The organism is Brevundimonas sp. Root608, from assembly GCF_001427825.1.
In the GTDB taxonomy this organism is placed as follows: Bacteria; Pseudomonadota; Alphaproteobacteria; order Caulobacterales; family Caulobacteraceae; genus Brevundimonas.
The window spans coordinates 37,660-52,702 of sequence record NZ_LMGT01000011.1 but is presented as its reverse complement, the minus strand read 5'-3'; the positions used below and the strand labels follow the sequence as shown (position 1 = coordinate 52,702).

Genomic DNA, 15,043 nt, shown 5'->3' with positions numbered 1-15,043 from the left:
AAGCCTTTGCGAAACGGCCTTCCGATCCGTCGGGAGGCCGTTTTTCATTGGCCGCGAGTGGACTAGTGTCGGCGCATGACCGACCGTCCCGCCCTCCTCATCATGCAGCGGCATCTGGCGCCGCTGACGGCGTTTCTCGAGAGCCAGTGGACCGTCTACCGGTTCTGGGAGGGGCCGCCGCTGGAGGCGCAGGCGGAGATCCGCGCCCTCGTCGTGGCCGGCGAGTTTCCGCTCGACAAGACGCTGATCGAACAGCTGCCGAAGCTGCAGCTGATCGCCTGTTTCACCTCGGGCTATGACCGTATCGACACCGCCTGGTGCAAGGCCCGCGGCCTGCCGGTCACCCATGCGCCGGGGGTCAACCATGAGGACGTGGCCGACCACGCCATCGGCCTGATCCTGGCCGCGCGCCGCCAGATCGCGGCCGGCGACCGGGCCTTCCGGGCCGGGGAATGGACGGCGGAGTCGAAGATGATCACGCCGTCGCTGCACGGGCAGCGGGTCGGCGTCGTCGGACTGGGCGGCATCGGCGAGGCCGTGGCGCGCCGGGCCGAGGCGCTGCGCATGACGGTCAAATGGTGGGGGCCGCGCGAGAAGGCCGCCGCCTGGCCCCGCGCCGCCTCCCTGCTGGAGCTGGCGCGGGACAGCGACATTCTGGTGGTGGCCTGCAAGGCCGACGACAGCAATATCGGCCTCATCTCGCGGGAGGTCATCGAGGCGCTGGGTCCCCATGGCCTGCTGGTCAATGTCGCGCGCGGCCAGCTGGTCGACGAGGACGCCCTGATCACGGCGCTCAAGGACGGCCGGCTGGGTCAGGCGGCCCTGGACGTGTTCGAGGACGAGCCGACCGATCCAGCGCGCTGGATCGATGTGCCCAACACCGTCCTGACGCCACACACGGCCGGGGCCACGACCGAGGCCGTGCAGGGCATGCTGATGCTGCTGATGCAGAACCTGACGGCGGCCTTCGCCGGCGAACCGCTGAAGACGCCGACGCCCGACTAGCCGCCGGGCGGAACGTCCATGCCGGGCGGCATGCCGGTCTGATCGGCCGGGGCCCTCGAGGGAACCGTCATCCGCGCGGGCGCCGTCGCCGGAGGGGCGGGCATCATGCTGGCGCGCTCGGCCGGGGTGACGAGGCCGTCGTGATCGGCGTCGAGGCTGGCGAACAGGGCGGCGGCGGCGCTGCGCATCTCGTCGCGGGTGATGCGGGCGTTCCGGTCGGCGTCGGCGCGCGTGATCATCGACCGCATCCGCGGCCCGCCGGCCTGGCTCATGGGCGGCTGGGTCAGGACCGCCAGTTCATTGCCGGTGATCATGCCGTCGGCGTTGACGTCCAGACGGTCGAACATCTGGTCCTGACGCGTCTGCATGGCTTCCAGGGTCTGGGGCCCGCCCATGCCCATGCCGCCCATGCCGGGCGGCGGGGTCTGGGCGACAGCCCCCGTTCCAAGTCCGATGACGGCCAGGACGAGGGGGGCGACGGGAATGCGGATCATGGCGTGTCTCCTGCTGGGCTCCGCTTGATCCACGGAGTGTACCCCCCTTTCCGGATCCTTGTCGCGCCTCGCAATTCGCTTGCCAAATCGTATAAGGATATCCTTATATAAACGAATGTCGTTTACGCCTGACCAAACTATCGAAGCCCTGCGCGCCGCGGGCGAGCCCACCCGCCTCAGGGTGCTGTCGTTGCTTGCAGGCGAGGAACTGTCGGTGATGGAGCTGTCGCGGATTCTGGACCAGAGCCAGCCGCGCGTGTCGCGCCACCTGAAGCTCATGGCCGACGCGGGCCTGATCGAGCGGTTTCCGGACGGCGCCCGGGTCTTCTACGGCCTGTCGTCCGACCCGCGGGCCCGTCGCCTGGTCGATACGGTGCTGGACCTTCTGGACGCCGCCGCCCACGAGGCCGACGACCGCCGGCTGGAGGACGTGCGCCTCGACCGGGGCGCCGCCGCCAGCGCCTATTTCGAGCGTGTCGCGCCGCAGTGGGACCGCATCCGGTCGCTGTATGTCTGCGAAACCGCCGTCGAGGCGGCGATCAAGCGCGCCGCCGGCGACGGGCCGTTCGAGCGGGTGGTCGACCTCGGCACCGGATCGGGGCGAATGCTGACGCTCCTGGGCAAGAAGGCGAAGATGTCGCTCGGGCTGGATCTCAGCCACAACATGCTCAACATCGCCCGCGCCAACGTCAGCAAGGCGGGCCTGGAAAAGGTGGAACTGCGCCACGGCGACATCTTCGCCACCCGCCTGCCCGAGGCCAGCGCCGATCTGGTGCTGGTCCATCAGGTGCTGCACTACCTCGTGGACCCCCAGGCGGCCATCGCCGAGGCGGCCCGACTGGTCATGCCCGGCGGGCGGCTGTTGATCGTGGACTTCGCCCCCCACGCGCTTGAGCATCTGCGCGCGGAACACCAGCACCGCCGTCTGGGTTTCGCCGACGACGAGATGCGCCGGTGGCTGGGTGAAGCCGGTCTGGTCGCCAGCGAACCGGTCGCCCTGCCCCCGGATACGGATGGCCTGACCGTGTGCATCTGGACCGCCGAAAAGCCCGCCGTGGCGGATGCGAAGGTCGCATGACCGTCGCTCCTCGCAGTCTGGCCGAGGCGCGGGCGCTGCTCCTGTCGCCCCTCGGCCCCGTAGCGCGCGCCGGGCAAAATTCGTCACGGCCCCGGGTGTCCTTCGAATTCTTCCCGCCCAGGTCCGATGAGGCCGAAGCCGGCCTGTGGACGGCCGTCACGCGCCTGGCTCCGCTGGCCCCCGAGTTTGTCTCGGTCACCTATGGCGCGGGCGGCTCGACGCGTGAGCGGACGCACAGGACGGTCCACCGCATCCTGACCGAAACAGCCCTGACTCCGGCCGCGCACCTGACCTGCGTCGACGCCACCCGGGGCGAGGCGGACGCCGTCATCGAGAGTTACCGGGCCGCCGGCGTGCGCCATATCGTGGCTCTGCGCGGTGATCCGCCCGGTGGGGCAGGGATCGGCGGCGCCTATGTTCCGCATACGGACGGCTACGCCAATGCGACCGAGCTGACGGCGGCGATCTCCGCGAAGGGCGGGTTCGACATCAGCGTCGGCTGTTATCCCGAGGGCCATCCCGAAAGCCCCTCGATCAGCCACGACATCGAGGTCCTGAAGGCCAAGGTCGACGCGGGGGCCACGCGCGCGATCAGCCAGTTCTTCTTCGACATCGACGCCTTCCTGCGCTTCCGCGATCGGGTGCGGGAGGCGGGGGTGACCATTCCGATCATCCCCGGCGTGATGCCGGTGACGAACTTCACAGGCCTGAAGCGGATGTCGGCCGGCTGCGGCGCGGCCGTGCCGGATTGGCTGGCGGCGCATTTCGAGGGTCTGGACGGCGACCCCGAGACCCGCAAGCTGATCGCCGCCTCGGTCGCGGCGGAGACCTGCGCCCGGCTGCAGGAGGAAGGCTTCGCCGACTTCCACTTCTACACCCTGAACCGCGCCGACCTGGTCTATGCGATCTGCCGGGTGCTGGGCGTGCGTGAGCAAAAGACGGTGTCTGCGTGACCTGCCCCTCCACTACCCGCAGCGAGCGCATCGCCGCCCTGCACCGGGCCGCGAAGGCGCGCATCCTCGTCCTCGACGGCGCCTGGGGCGTGATGATCCAGCGCCGCGATCTGTCGGAAGAGGATTTCCGCGGCGACCGCTTCGCCGCGCATGAGGTCCAGCTGAAGGGCGACAACGACATCCTGTGCCTGACCCGGCCCGACCTCATCGCCGATCTGCACGACCAGTATTTCGCCGCCGGGGCCGATATCTCCGAGACGAACACCTTCTCGGCCACGACGATCGCCCAGGACGACTACAAACTCGACGAACAGTCGGTGTGGGACATCAATCTGGAAGGCGCGAAACTGGCCCGCGCCGCCGCCGACCGCTGGACCGCGAAGGAGCCGCACAAGCCGCGCTTCGCCGCCGGCTCGATCGGGCCGCTGAACAAGATGCTGTCGATGTCGTCCGACGTGAACGACCCCGGCGCCCGTCTGGTGACCTTCGACCAGGTCTATGACGCCTATCGCCATCAGGTGAGGGCGCTGAACGAGGGCGGCGTCGACCTGTATCTGATCGAAACCATCACCGACACGCTGAACTGCAAGGCCGCGATCAAGGCGATCAAGGACCTCGAGGACGAGGGCATGGAGGCCCTGCCGATCTGGATTTCGGGCACCATCACCGACCGCTCGGGCCGGACCCTGTCGGGCCAGACGGCCGAGGCCTTCTGGAACAGCGTGCGCCACGCCAAGCCCTTCGCCGTCGGCTTCAACTGCGCCCTCGGCGCCGAGTTGATGCGGCCCTTCATCGCCGAGCTGAGCCGGGTCGCCGACACCCTGGTCGCCGCCTATCCCAACGCCGGCCTGCCCAACGCCATGGGCCAGTATGACGAACAGCCGCACGAGACGGCCCATTTCCTCGAGGAATGGGCGGCCTCGGGCCTGGTCAACATCGTCGGCGGCTGCTGCGGCACCACGCCCGAGCATATCCGGCACACGGCGGAGGCGGTGTCGAAACTGCCGACGCGTGAGATTCCCGAGCGGCCGGTGGCGATGCGGCTGGCGGGGCTGGAACCGTTCGAGCTGGTGGCGTGATGACCGAAGACGAGTTCGATACGTGGATGGATGACGCCTATGCGTCTTTCCAAGGCACCTGGCGTTCGACTGACGAAATCTGCGCCCCGTACAAAGACAGACAATGCGATCTGCTCAATGGTGAGCTGACCTTCTATGATGACCGGATTGCGCGTCTGAAGGCCGATGTACAGGTGATCGGAACGACAGGCGGAGACGGCGACTGGCTTTGGGCATGGGCCAATGAATCCATACCAACGGAGGTCACGCGGGACGCGGAAGGCATCCATCAGTTCGGAATCCAGCGCGGCGTAGAGTTGTTGATCAAGCCTCGGTGGACGTCTGATCGCGTCGTTGATCTCGGCTGGGAAATGACGGTCGCAGCGGCCCACCTCGCCAAGGCCCAAGGCGCCCTCACAGTGCCTTACGGGCACGATGACAGACAGATGTTCGTGACTCTCCGCAACCTTCACCCGCTGAATCCGAGCTGATGCGTCCCACCTTCATCAACGTCGGCGAGCGGACCAACGTCACCGGCTCGGCCAAGTTCAAGAAGCTGATCATCGACGGCGACTATTCCGCCGCCCTGTCGGTGGCGCGTCAGCAGGTCGAGGCCGGGGCCTCGGTCATCGACATCAACATGGACGAGGGCCTGCTGGATTCGAAGCAGGCCATGGTCACCTTCCTCAACCTGATCGCGGCCGAGCCCGACATCGCCCGGGTACCGGTGATGATCGACAGCTCGAAATGGGAGGTGATCGAGGCCGGGCTGAAATGCGTTCAGGGCAAGCCGATCGTCAATTCGATCTCGATGAAGGCGGGCGAGACCGAGTTCCGCGAACAGGCGGTCAAATGCCTGCGCTACGGCGCCGCCGTGGTGGTCATGGCCTTCGACGAGGTCGGCCAGGCCGACACCGCCGCGCGCAAGATCGAGATCTGCACCCGCGCCTACCGGATTCTCGTGGACGAGGTCGGCTTCCCGCCCGAGGACATCATCTTCGACCCCAACATCTTCGCCGTGGCGACGGGGATCGAGGAGCACGACAACTACGCCGTCGACTTCATCGAGGCGACGAAGGTCATCAAGGCCACCCTGCCCTGGGCCCGGGTGTCGGGCGGCGTGTCGAACGTCTCGTTCAGCTTCCGCGGCAACGAACCGGTGCGGCGGGCGATCCACAGCGTCTTCCTGTACCACGCCATCCAGGCGGGCATGGACATGGGCATCGTCAACGCCGGCGACCTGCCGGTCTATGACACGCTCGACCCGGTCCTGCGCGAGGCGGTCGAGGACGTGATCCTGAACCGCCGCCAGCGCACGAACGTCTCCAACACCGAACGCCTCGTCGACCTCGCCCCCAACTACAAGGGCGACAAGGGCGTGGCCCGCGTCGTCGACCTGAAATGGCGCGACCAGCCGGTCGGCAAGCGGATCGAACACGCCCTGGTCAACGGCATCACGGAGTTCATCGACGCCGACACCGAGGAGGCGCGGCTGTCCTTCGACCGCCCGCTGCACGTCATCGAAGGCCCGCTGATGGACGGGATGAACGTGGTCGGCGACCTGTTCGGCTCGGGCAAGATGTTCCTGCCGCAGGTGGTGAAGTCCGCCCGGGTGATGAAACAGGCCGTGGCCTGGCTGGAGCCCTTCATGGAGGCCGAAAAGGCCGGCAAGCCGCGCGAGCAGGCGGGCCGCATCCTGATGGCCACGGTCAAGGGCGACGTCCACGACATCGGCAAGAACATCGTCGGCGTCGTCCTGCAGTGCAACAACTACGAGGTCATCGACCTGGGCGTCATGGTTCCGGCCGACCGCATCCTGGACGCCGCCGTCGAGCACAAGGTCGACATCGTCGGCCTGTCGGGCCTGATCACCCCCTCGCTGGACGAAATGGTGTTCGTGGCCCGCGAGATGGAACGGCGCGGCTTCGACATTCCCCTGCTGATCGGCGGGGCGACCACCAGCCGGACCCATACGGCGGTCAAGATCGAGCCCGGCTATCGCAGCGGCTCGACCACCTATGTCATCGACGCCAGCCGCGCCGTGGGCGTCGTCTCCGGCCTCCTGTCGAAGACCGAGCGGGCGAAGAACGAGGCCGCCACGCGCGACGAATACGTCCGCATCCGCGAACAGTATGCGCGCGGTCAGGAGGTCAAGGCGCGCGCCGCCCTGCCCGCCGCGCGTGAGAACCGGTTCAAACCCGACCCGGCGACGCCCCTGCCCCCGGCCCCGTCCTTCCTGGGCGTGCGCGCCTTCGACAGCTGGGATCTGGGCGATCTGGCCGACCACATCGACTGGACGCCCTTCTTCGCCAGCTGGGAGCTGATTGGCCGCTATCCGCTGATCCTCGAGGACGAGATCGTCGGCTCGGCCGCGCGCGATCTGTTCAAGGACGCGCAGGCGATGCTGAAGCGGATCGTCGACGAGAAATGGTTCACCGCCCGCGGCGTGGTCGGCTTCTGGCCCGCCAACGCCGTCGGCGACGACATCGTGGTCTGGGCCGACGAGAGCCGCAGCGAGGAGATCGCCCGCTTCCACACCCTGCGCCAGCAGATCCGGAAGGCGAACGGCAAGCCCAACCTCGCCCTGTCGGACTTCGTCGCCGGGACGGGCCGGGACTATATCGGCGCCTTCGCCGTCACTGCGGGCCATGGCGAGCTGGAGATCGCCAGACGGTTCAAGGCGGCCGGCGACGACTATTCCGCCATCATGGCGACGACCTTGGCCGACCGTCTGGCCGAGGCCTTCGCCGAGGCGCTGCACAAGAAGGTGCGCACCGAGCTGTGGGGTCACGCGCCGGACGAGGAAACCACGGTCGAGGACCTGATCGCCGAGCGATATCAGGGCATTCGCCCCGCCCCCGGTTACCCGGCCCAGCCCGACCATACCGAGAAGGCGACCCTGTTCCGCCTGCTGCGGGCGGAGGAAAACGCCGGCATGGCCCTGACGGAAAGCTTCGCCATGACGCCGCCGGCGTCCGTGTCAGGCCTCTATTTCGGCCATGCCGAGAGCCACTATTTCGGCGTCGGCAAGATCGACCCCGACCAGGTCGCGGACTATGCGCGGCGCAAGGGCTGGGATGTGGGGACGGCCGAGCGGTGGCTGTCGCCGATCCTCAACTACGATCCCGGCGCCCCCGCCCGCAGCGACGCGGCCTGACCGTCCACCCGGCCGTCATCCTCGGGCTTGACCCGAGGATCAGACCGTCCGGTGCGGGGTGGTCGCGGGTGCGGTCGCGATCGTCGGGCCGGCCCCGCGACCCAGCACGGCCCGACGTCTGATCCTCGGGTCAAGCCCGAGGATGACGGTGCTGAATACCGACGACTTGAGCGACCGGTTCGCTCAAGTCGTCGAAGTCTCAGCGAAGAGTCTTCGAATTCCCCGCGAATCCGTCGTCGAATTCCCTGTCTATTCCAGACCGACGTCCGCAGGGGTCGCCGGGGCGGTCGTGATGTTGCCGCGGATGCGGCGCGCGGCGTGCTCGCACCGGCCCGGAAGGCCGAAGAACAGGCCGAAGGCCTGGCTGCGCACGACCTCGTCCTGCCCGATCAGGGGCGTCCATTTGGCCGTGGCCTCGGCGGCGGCGGCGCGGGCGGCGGCGCGGCTGGACGCGGTCTGGCGCGGCTCGGCGGCGTCCAGGGCCGCGCGGAAGTCGGCGGCCTCCAGCTTGCCCAGCCGGATGATGTCCAGATCCAGCGGATCGCGATTGGTCAGGGTCTCGCCCAGGGCGACGTGGCCGTTCACCAGCGCCTCGCACCAGGCCACCAGCGGATAGTCGCTCTCGGGCGCGCCGCGCGGCATCGGATTGGCGTAGGCGACCGCTTCGCGGAAGCGCTCGGTTTCCACCGCTTCCACGCCGGGGGCGGTGGAGACCACGCCGCCGTCCTGCGCGGGGGCGGGCGTCTGGGTGGACAGCATCAGGGCGGAGACGAGGGTGATCAGCATGGGAATCCGATTTCGAGGAACGGTCAGACAGCAACGTCTGAACAGGCCGGATGGTTTTTGTACGGCGGCGAAATACCCGCCAGCGGACGACCTTGACGGGTATACACGCGACGGCGCACTCTATGGTTAGGCGGCGTTCGGTCGCCCGGAGGACTATCTGATGTTTGCCAGACTGATGAAACTCACCGTCATCGGCGCCACGGCGCTGTCAGCGGCCTATGCCGCCCCCGCGAGCGCGACAGACTATATCCGCGAGCGGGAGTACTATTCAGACGCCACCTACACAGTCCAGGTCGGCTACTGGATGAACAACTGCCAGCGGCAGTTCCGCGGCTGGGGCGAGGTCACTCCCTACTACATCGAACTGTCGGCCGAACCCTGCACGCAATGGAACAAGAACCCGCCCGGCATGAACGGCTGAGCCGGTCGCAGACATCCGGACAGCAAAAAGGGCGGCGGACCATGGTCCGCCGCCCCGATTGTTTCTTCCCGACGTGGCCTAGAAGTTGGCCGTGATGCCGAAGAAGACGTAACGACCCAGCGCATCATAGAGCTGCGGATAGGTGTTGTTGTTGCCGGTCGTACCGACGCTGGGCGACAGCGGCGGATCGCTGTCCAGGACGTTGTTGACGCCGGCCCGGAGGCTGACGGTTTCCATCACCTGCCAGGTCGCCGCCAGGTCGAGGTAGTTCTGGGAGTCCAGAACCTTGTCGATCCGCGGGGCGCTGTTGTTCAGGCTGCCGTCAGCGCCGAGGACGCCGATTTCAGCCTCGCCATAGTGACGCCAGGTGGCCGAGAGGTTCATGTCCCACGGCGAGACCCAGGTCACCCGGGCGCGGTGACGCCATTCGGGGTTCGGCACGCCGCACTGGTTCGCATAGAAGCCCTTGCAGTCATACACGCTGTTGGCGAAGCCGAGGCCGGTGTCGGTCTCCAGCGATTCCAGCCAGGTGCCGACGAACGAGAACTGCAGCGAGCCGTAGGCGGGCATGGCCCAGTCTTCCAGATCGACCGCATAGTTCGCGTTGACGTCGACGCCGGAGGTGGAAACGCCACCGATGTTGACGTTGGTGTCGATGACATTGCCGGTGTTGAGCCACAGGGCCCCCGTCGGACCGTCACGCACGATCAGCGAACAGGCGAGCGCGTTGCCGGCCGTGTAGCAGGCGTCGAGCGTGTTCTGCGCGCCGATCGAACCGATCAGGTTGTCGACCTTGATCTTGTAGTAGTCGATCGACAGGTTGAAGCGGGGCAGGAACGAAGGCGTCAGGACCACGCCGACCGTGTAGGTGTCAGCCGACTCCGGCTCCAGGTTGGGGTTGCCGCCCTGGAGGAAGTTGTACTGGCCGGCCGGGCTGTCGAGCAGTCCGCCGTCGCGTTCGCCAGTCGTGACCTGCCACGGGTTGGCGCCGACGCAGCTGGCGGGGACGGGGCCCGCGCCGGCCGCCGCACGGCCCGGAGCCGAGCAGGGATCGAAGTCCAGGTCGAACAGGTTGAAGCCCTGCGCGGTGAACAGTTCGATCACGTTCGGCGCCCGCACGGCGCGCGAGTAGCTGGCGCGGAGGCGGATGTCCTCGATCGGCGCGTAGTCCACGCCGACCTTGTAGGTGTCGGCGCCGAAGGTCTCGTACTCGGACCGACGGTAGGCGGCGTCGATGGAGGCCGAATAGGCCCACGGCTGATCGTCGGCCAGCGGGATCTGGATTTCACCGAACACTTCGGCGACGTCCGTATCACCGGTGAAGCCGATCGTCGGGCCGCCCTGACCGGCGCCGTCGCCGGTGGCGAAGGAGGTGTCGGTCACCGAGCCCAGGGAGTCGCGACGATACTCGGCGCCGAAGGCGACCTGAACGTTGCGCGATGCGGTGGGCATGGACCAGCCCGTGTCGCCCGTGACCGCGGCGGTGATCACCTGCTGGGTGGTCTCGCCGGTCTGGATCAGCGGGATCTGCAGGTAGTCGAGAGCCGCCTGGGTTACGCCGCCCGGCGAGAAGATGTTGTAGGGCACGCAGCTGGGGTCGGTCCCGTCGACGACCGACCGGCAGGTCGGGGTGCCGCCGACGCTGACGACGTCGAGCGCGCGACCGATGCGGGTGCTCGAGAAGTCGTTCAGATAGGTGCGGGCGAGGCGAACGCGCGAGAACTGCGCGGCCACGTCGTAGTTCCAGCCTTCCGCGATCTCGCCGCGGATGCCTGCGACGCCGCGGTAGGAGGTGTAGTTGAGCGAGTCCTGACGACCGCCGCCTTCAACGTTCCGGCGACCGATCAGCATGTTGACCGAAGTCACCGGACCCACGCAGCCGACCGCCGTGCGCTGTTGCGCCGAAAGCAGGGGGTTGGAGCACTGGAGGGGGATGATCGGACCCAGGAAGGCGCCCGACGGAGCGATCTGCGCCACGGACTCGTAGTCCGAGAACATCAGCTGGGCGAAGGCCTCGACCTTGTCGTTGACTTCGTAGTGGCCGAAGGCGCCGAGGGTGTAACGCTCATCCGGACGCTGATAGTAGTTCAGCGGGCCGAAGTTGTACTGGCCGGTCGCGGCGCTGAAGGGCGTGAAGGTGCCGTTGCCGGCCCCTGCTGCGCCGCCGACCGTCAGGTTGGCGCCGTTCGTCAGGGAGATGAAGCGGCCCGGGAAGGCGGTGCTGGAGCCGCCGCAGGTGAATTCGGTGCCGGCGGCGTTCTGTCCGCCGAGCGAGCAGGACGAGTAGTCGCGGTCGCCACCGAGGACGGGGTTGTTGTTGCGATAGCCGGCGTAGGCCGTGATGTTGCCTTTGCCGTCCGGCGAGGACACGCCCATCATGACGTTGATCGAGCGGCTCTCGCCGTCGGCGACGTCATCGTCGGGCAGGCGGAACTGCGACGGGTTGCTGGCCGCGCGGCCGGCGATGACGCTCCGCAGATTGCCCGGACCGTCATAGTCGTTGTGGTGCTGATAGAAGCCGTACTGGGCGTCGATCTGAAGGCCTTCGAAGTCCTTCTTCATGATGAAGTTGACGACGCCGGCGACGGCGTCCGAACCGTAGACGGCCGAGGCGCCGCCGGTCAGGACTTCAACGCGCTCGACCAGCTGTTCCGGGATCTGGTTCAGGTCGGCCGCGTCGTCGTTGGGCGAGCCGTAGCCCATGCGGCGGCCGTCGATCAGCACCAGGGTGCGCGACGAGCCGAGGTTGCGCAGCGACACGGTGGCCGTGCCGGAAGCGCCGTTGGAGACGGTCGAGTTCTGCGCGGCGAAAGCCTGCGGCAGTTGCGAAACCAGGTCCTCGACCCGGGTCACGCCCGCGATGTCGATGTCCTCGCCGGTCACCTGGGTGACGGGGCTGGTGGTGACCAGGTTGGTCTGCGGAATGCGCGAGCCGGTGACGACGACTTCGTCAAGCTGCGCCTCGTCCTGCGGCGCCGGCGCGGTCTGCGCCATGGCGGGTGCGGCGAAAGCGAGGGCGGCGAAGCCGCCGATCATCGTCGTCGACAGCAGCCGAATACGGGTTTTCTGGGTTCTCAAAGGTCGTCTCCTGATGTTCGACATCGCCCGTTTCCGGGGCGTCGAGGCCTTAGAATGGAATATTCCCTTCTCCCACGGACAGATTCCCCCGCCGCAGTTGCCAGACGTTATGCTCTGCGCCGTACCGTTCGCCACCATAATTACACGGCTGTAACCCTGTCGAAGCGCGACTGTCGTATTTAGGCCACGATACGGTCACCGCCGCGGTTGCAGCCAATCCGGTTGACGCTGGGAACGACTTGTCCGACTTAGATCAGGGCGAGCCGACAGCTCGGACGAGGACCAACCATGTCATTCATATCCGGTCTTGCGGCCGCAGTGGCCGTCGCATCCCTGTCCGGTCAGGCCGCGCCGCCGCAGGAGCGGGCCGAAACCCTGTCCCGCCTGACCGCCTGCCGGGCCATCGCCGACAGCGCCGCGCGCCTGAGCTGCTACGACACCGCCGTCAGCGCGCTCGACTCCGCCGAGCGGCAGGGCGAGGTCGTCGTCATGGACCGCGCCCAGCTCGGCGAGGCCCGGCGCCAGCTCTTCGGTTTCGAGATGCCGACCCTGCCTCGCCTGTTCGGGGCCGACGGCGCGGCCCAGATCGACTCGATCGAGACCACGCTTCAAAGCGCCACCCAGAACGCCGACAACCGCTGGGTCTTCCGCCTGGCGGACGGCGGAGTGTGGCGCCAGATCGATTCAGATCCCTTGCGGATCCGGCCCCGCCAGGGCGACGCCGTGCGCGTGCGCAAGGCCAGCCTGGGCAGCTTCCTGATGACCGTCGGCGGCAGCCGCGCCGTGCGGGTGCGGCGGCAATAGCCATGGCGCCCCGCCCGCTTTCCCCGACCGTCTGGACCTCGCCCCAGCTGGCGCCGGAGACCCTGGCGGCCCTGGCCGCGGCGGGCGTTCAACAGGTTATCAGCAACCGGCCGGACGGCGAGGACCCCGGACAACCGACGGCCGCCGAGATGGAAGACGCGGCCCGGGACGCCGGCATGGACTTCGCCTGGGTTCCCGTATCGGGGATGCCGGGACCGGCGCAGGCCGCCGCCGTGGCCGAGCTGCTGGCCGACGGTCGACCGACGGTGATGTTCTGCCGTTCGGGCACGCGCTCCGCCGCGGCCTGGGCGATGTCGGAACGACTCCGCGGCGTCGATGCGGATGAGCTGCGCGCGGCGGCGGCGGGCGCCGGCTACGACCTCAGCCGTTTGCCGCTCTGAGGATCAGCGAAGGATCGCGGCGCGGGCGGCGTAGGGGGCGGGTTCCGGCGTGCAGGAGGCCACGGCCAGGTGCATCGCCATGAGACACAGGAAGGCCGCAGCCACGGGCTGGAGCCGATTTGAGACAGCCAGGGCGATGGAAACGGCCACGATGCGCACTCCGCAGAAGGTTTACGAAGTCCTAACGCAAGGCCCGGGCCGCCGCGGATGATCCCCTTTGTTCCCATGCCCCCGTTCGAATACGGCCGCGCCGACGCGGTCTCGCCGCTGATCCAGCGCGTGATCGCCAACAATCCGGGGCCGTTCACCTTCACCGGGACGGGGACCTATATCGTCGGCCGTTCCGAGGCCGGGGCGGGCGTGGCGGTGATCGATCCCGGGCCGCTGGACGACGCCCATCTGGCGGCGTTGCGCGCGGCCGTGGCGGACCGGCGCGTCACCCATGTGCTGGTGACGCACACCCACCGCGACCACGCGCCCCTCGCCCGGCCGTTCGCAGAGGTGGTCGGGGCGCCGATCCTGGCCGCGCGGCCGCCGGGCCGAACGGTCCACGCCTCGGCGATGCTGGACGAGGACGACGACGAGGCGTTCGCGCCGGACGTCCTGCTGGCCGGCGGAGAGGTCATCGCGGGCGACGGATGGACCCTGGAGGCGATGGCCACGCCCGGCCACGCCTCGAACCACATGGCCTTCGTGCTGCGCGAGGAGAACGCCCTGTTCAGCGGCGACCATGTGATGGGCTGGTCGACCAGCGTGGTGGCTCCGCCTGACGGCGACATGGCCGCCTATATGGACAGCCTCGACCGGGTCATCGCCCGCGGCTTCGACACCCTGTGGCCGACCCACGGCGCGCCGGTGACAGAGCCCGAACCCCTCCTGGCCGCCTGCAGGGCGCACCGCCTGGCGCGGGAAGCCCAGATCGTCGAACGGCTGACGGCCGGAAACCGGCGCATATCGGACATCGTGCCGGACCTGTACGCGGCCGTGGACGCGCGCCTGTGGCCGGCGGCCAGCCTGTCGGTCTGGGCGCATCTGATCGCCCTGGAAGCCGCCGGACGCGTGCGGGCCCGGCCCGGTCCGGCGATCGACGCCGACTGGACCCTGACCTGAGACTCAGCGGCTGGTCCGCAGCGCCTCGCTGATGCGCGACGCCATGCGGCAGGCGTCGCCGCCATGGGGCCGGTCGTCGCGCGCGGCGACGCGGATGTCGGTGCGCCCGGGACGGATGCGGATCACGGCGTCATGGTCGAAGCCGAACCAGAAGCTCTCCCGGCTTCCGTCCGCGCGCGCCACCCCGGCCCCGCGGATCGTGAAGCCCGCCTGCTGCAGCGCCCATACGGCGGAACCGGGCGCGATCTGCCGCATCACCGGCAGGGCGCCCGGACAGGCCTCGACCCCCGCCCTGGCGCGGGGCCCCTGCCCGCGGCGTTCGTCGGCCAGATCGCCGAAGCCGGGGATATCGACCAGATCGGTGCTGATATCCTCGGACGGGGCGGCGGCCATGCGGCCGTTGTGCCAGACGTAGCCGGCCAGCGTTCCTCCACCCGCCAGAACCGCCGCCAGGGCCAGCAGGCCCAGCCGGCTGACATCCCGCAGGGCGAGGACGACGGCCGCGAGCGCGGCCAGCGCGCCGACGATGGCCAGTCCCCAGCCGACGCGCATCGTCAGCAGGTCATAACCCGTCTCCGGGGACAGGCCACCCGCGCGGGTCCCCAGCGCGGCGCCCAGCACCAGCAGGGGCGCGGCCAGGCTGAGGGCCAGCAAGGCCCCGACCGCGCCCTGACCCCTGGCCTGCCCCCGGGCCACGG

General features: G+C 68.6%; 15 protein-coding genes. 10 read left to right on the top strand and 5 right to left on the bottom strand.

All coding sequences use genetic code 11. The features are described 5' to 3' along the window. The first annotated feature begins 75 nt into the window (after positions 1 to 75). Positions 76 to 1,005: a 2-hydroxyacid dehydrogenase gene (locus tag ASD59_RS13685; RefSeq protein WP_055832627.1), complete on the top strand. Its 930-nt coding sequence runs from the start codon at positions 76 to 78 to the stop codon at positions 1,003 to 1,005. Here ASD59_RS13685 and ASD59_RS13680 read toward each other — a convergent pair. Further along, the gene (locus ASD59_RS13680) at positions 1,002 to 1,499 is read right to left on the bottom strand and encodes an EF-hand domain-containing protein (RefSeq protein ID WP_055832625.1); all 498 of its coding nucleotides are present in this window, start codon (positions 1,497 to 1,499) and stop codon (positions 1,002 to 1,004) included. The two genes, ASD59_RS13685 and ASD59_RS13680, sit on opposite strands and share 4 nt — an antisense overlap. A gap of 115 nt (positions 1,500 to 1,614) precedes the next feature. Here ASD59_RS13680 and ASD59_RS13675 point away from each other — a divergent pair, with 115 nt between their 5' ends. The 5 genes from ASD59_RS13675 to metH are packed head-to-tail and all read left to right on the top strand — an operon-like array spanning position 1,615 to position 7,745. Continuing rightward, on the top strand, positions 1,615 to 2,577 hold the full coding sequence (locus tag ASD59_RS13675) for an ArsR/SmtB family transcription factor (RefSeq protein WP_055832622.1): 963 nt from the start codon (positions 1,615 to 1,617) through the stop codon (positions 2,575 to 2,577). After that, positions 2,574 to 3,530 carry a methylenetetrahydrofolate reductase [NAD(P)H] gene (gene metF / locus ASD59_RS13670; protein WP_055832621.1) on the top strand — a complete coding sequence of 319 codons (957 nt, stop codon included), beginning with the start codon at positions 2,574 to 2,576 and terminating at the stop codon, positions 3,528 to 3,530. The genes ASD59_RS13675 and metF overlap by 4 nt, the downstream gene beginning before the upstream one ends. After that, entirely contained in the window at positions 3,527 to 4,609 is a 1,083-nt protein-coding gene (locus ASD59_RS13665; RefSeq protein ID WP_055832619.1) for a homocysteine S-methyltransferase family protein, read from the top strand. Before metF ends, ASD59_RS13665 begins: the two co-directional genes overlap by 4 nt. After that, positions 4,609 to 5,079 (top strand): DUF6882 domain-containing protein, encoded by a 471-nt coding sequence (locus ASD59_RS13660; RefSeq protein ID WP_055832617.1) that lies wholly within the window; start codon positions 4,609 to 4,611, stop codon positions 5,077 to 5,079. The genes ASD59_RS13665 and ASD59_RS13660 overlap by 1 nt, the downstream gene beginning before the upstream one ends. After that, positions 5,079 to 7,745, top strand: a complete 2,667-nt coding sequence (gene metH / locus ASD59_RS13655; RefSeq protein ID WP_082560209.1) for a methionine synthase — start codon at positions 5,079 to 5,081, stop codon at positions 7,743 to 7,745. The genes ASD59_RS13660 and metH overlap by 1 nt, the downstream gene beginning before the upstream one ends. Positions 7,746 to 7,994: 249 nt before the next feature. Here the strand turns inward: metH and ASD59_RS13650 are convergent, their stop codons facing one another. Beyond that, positions 7,995 to 8,531, bottom strand: coding sequence for a hypothetical protein (locus ASD59_RS13650; protein WP_055832615.1), 537 nt, complete (start codon positions 8,529 to 8,531; stop codon positions 7,995 to 7,997). 160 nt (positions 8,532 to 8,691) lie between these two features. Here ASD59_RS13650 and ASD59_RS13645 point away from each other — a divergent pair, with 160 nt between their 5' ends. Continuing rightward, positions 8,692 to 8,952 (top strand): DUF6289 family protein, encoded by a 261-nt coding sequence (locus ASD59_RS13645; protein ID WP_055832613.1) that lies wholly within the window; start codon positions 8,692 to 8,694, stop codon positions 8,950 to 8,952. 78 nt (positions 8,953 to 9,030) lie between these two features. Here the strand turns inward: ASD59_RS13645 and ASD59_RS13640 are convergent, their stop codons facing one another. Continuing rightward, on the bottom strand, positions 9,031 to 12,030 hold the full coding sequence (locus ASD59_RS13640) for a TonB-dependent receptor plug domain-containing protein (RefSeq protein WP_200947910.1): 3,000 nt from the start codon (positions 12,028 to 12,030) through the stop codon (positions 9,031 to 9,033). 288 nt (positions 12,031 to 12,318) lie between these two features. Between ASD59_RS13640 and ASD59_RS13635 the strand changes: the two genes are divergently transcribed. Together ASD59_RS13635 and ASD59_RS13630 are read left to right on the top strand one after the other, a co-directional pair. Further along, positions 12,319 to 12,834: a hypothetical protein gene (locus ASD59_RS13635; RefSeq protein ID WP_156377047.1), complete on the top strand. Its 516-nt coding sequence runs from the start codon at positions 12,319 to 12,321 to the stop codon at positions 12,832 to 12,834. A gap of 2 nt (positions 12,835 to 12,836) precedes the next feature. Continuing rightward, a complete protein-coding gene (locus ASD59_RS13630; RefSeq protein ID WP_055832608.1) occupies positions 12,837 to 13,235 on the top strand; it encodes a TIGR01244 family sulfur transferase in 399 nt (132 codons plus the stop codon). Positions 13,236 to 13,238: 3 nt separating this feature from the next. Here ASD59_RS13630 and ASD59_RS14470 read toward each other — a convergent pair whose 3' ends face one another. After that, positions 13,239 to 13,385: a hypothetical protein gene (locus ASD59_RS14470; RefSeq protein WP_200943656.1), complete on the bottom strand. Its 147-nt coding sequence runs from the start codon at positions 13,383 to 13,385 to the stop codon at positions 13,239 to 13,241. Positions 13,386 to 13,442: 57 nt separating this feature from the next. Between ASD59_RS14470 and ASD59_RS13625 the strand changes: the two genes are divergently transcribed. After that, a complete protein-coding gene (locus ASD59_RS13625; RefSeq protein ID WP_055832606.1) occupies positions 13,443 to 14,345 on the top strand; it encodes an MBL fold metallo-hydrolase in 903 nt (300 codons plus the stop codon). Positions 14,346 to 14,348: 3 nt separating this feature from the next. On the opposite strand, the gene ASD59_RS13620 is transcribed toward ASD59_RS13625, so the two are convergent. Continuing rightward, positions 14,349 to 15,041, bottom strand: coding sequence for a hypothetical protein (locus ASD59_RS13620; RefSeq protein WP_055832604.1), 693 nt, complete (start codon positions 15,039 to 15,041; stop codon positions 14,349 to 14,351). Positions 15,042 to 15,043 lie beyond the last annotated feature (2 nt).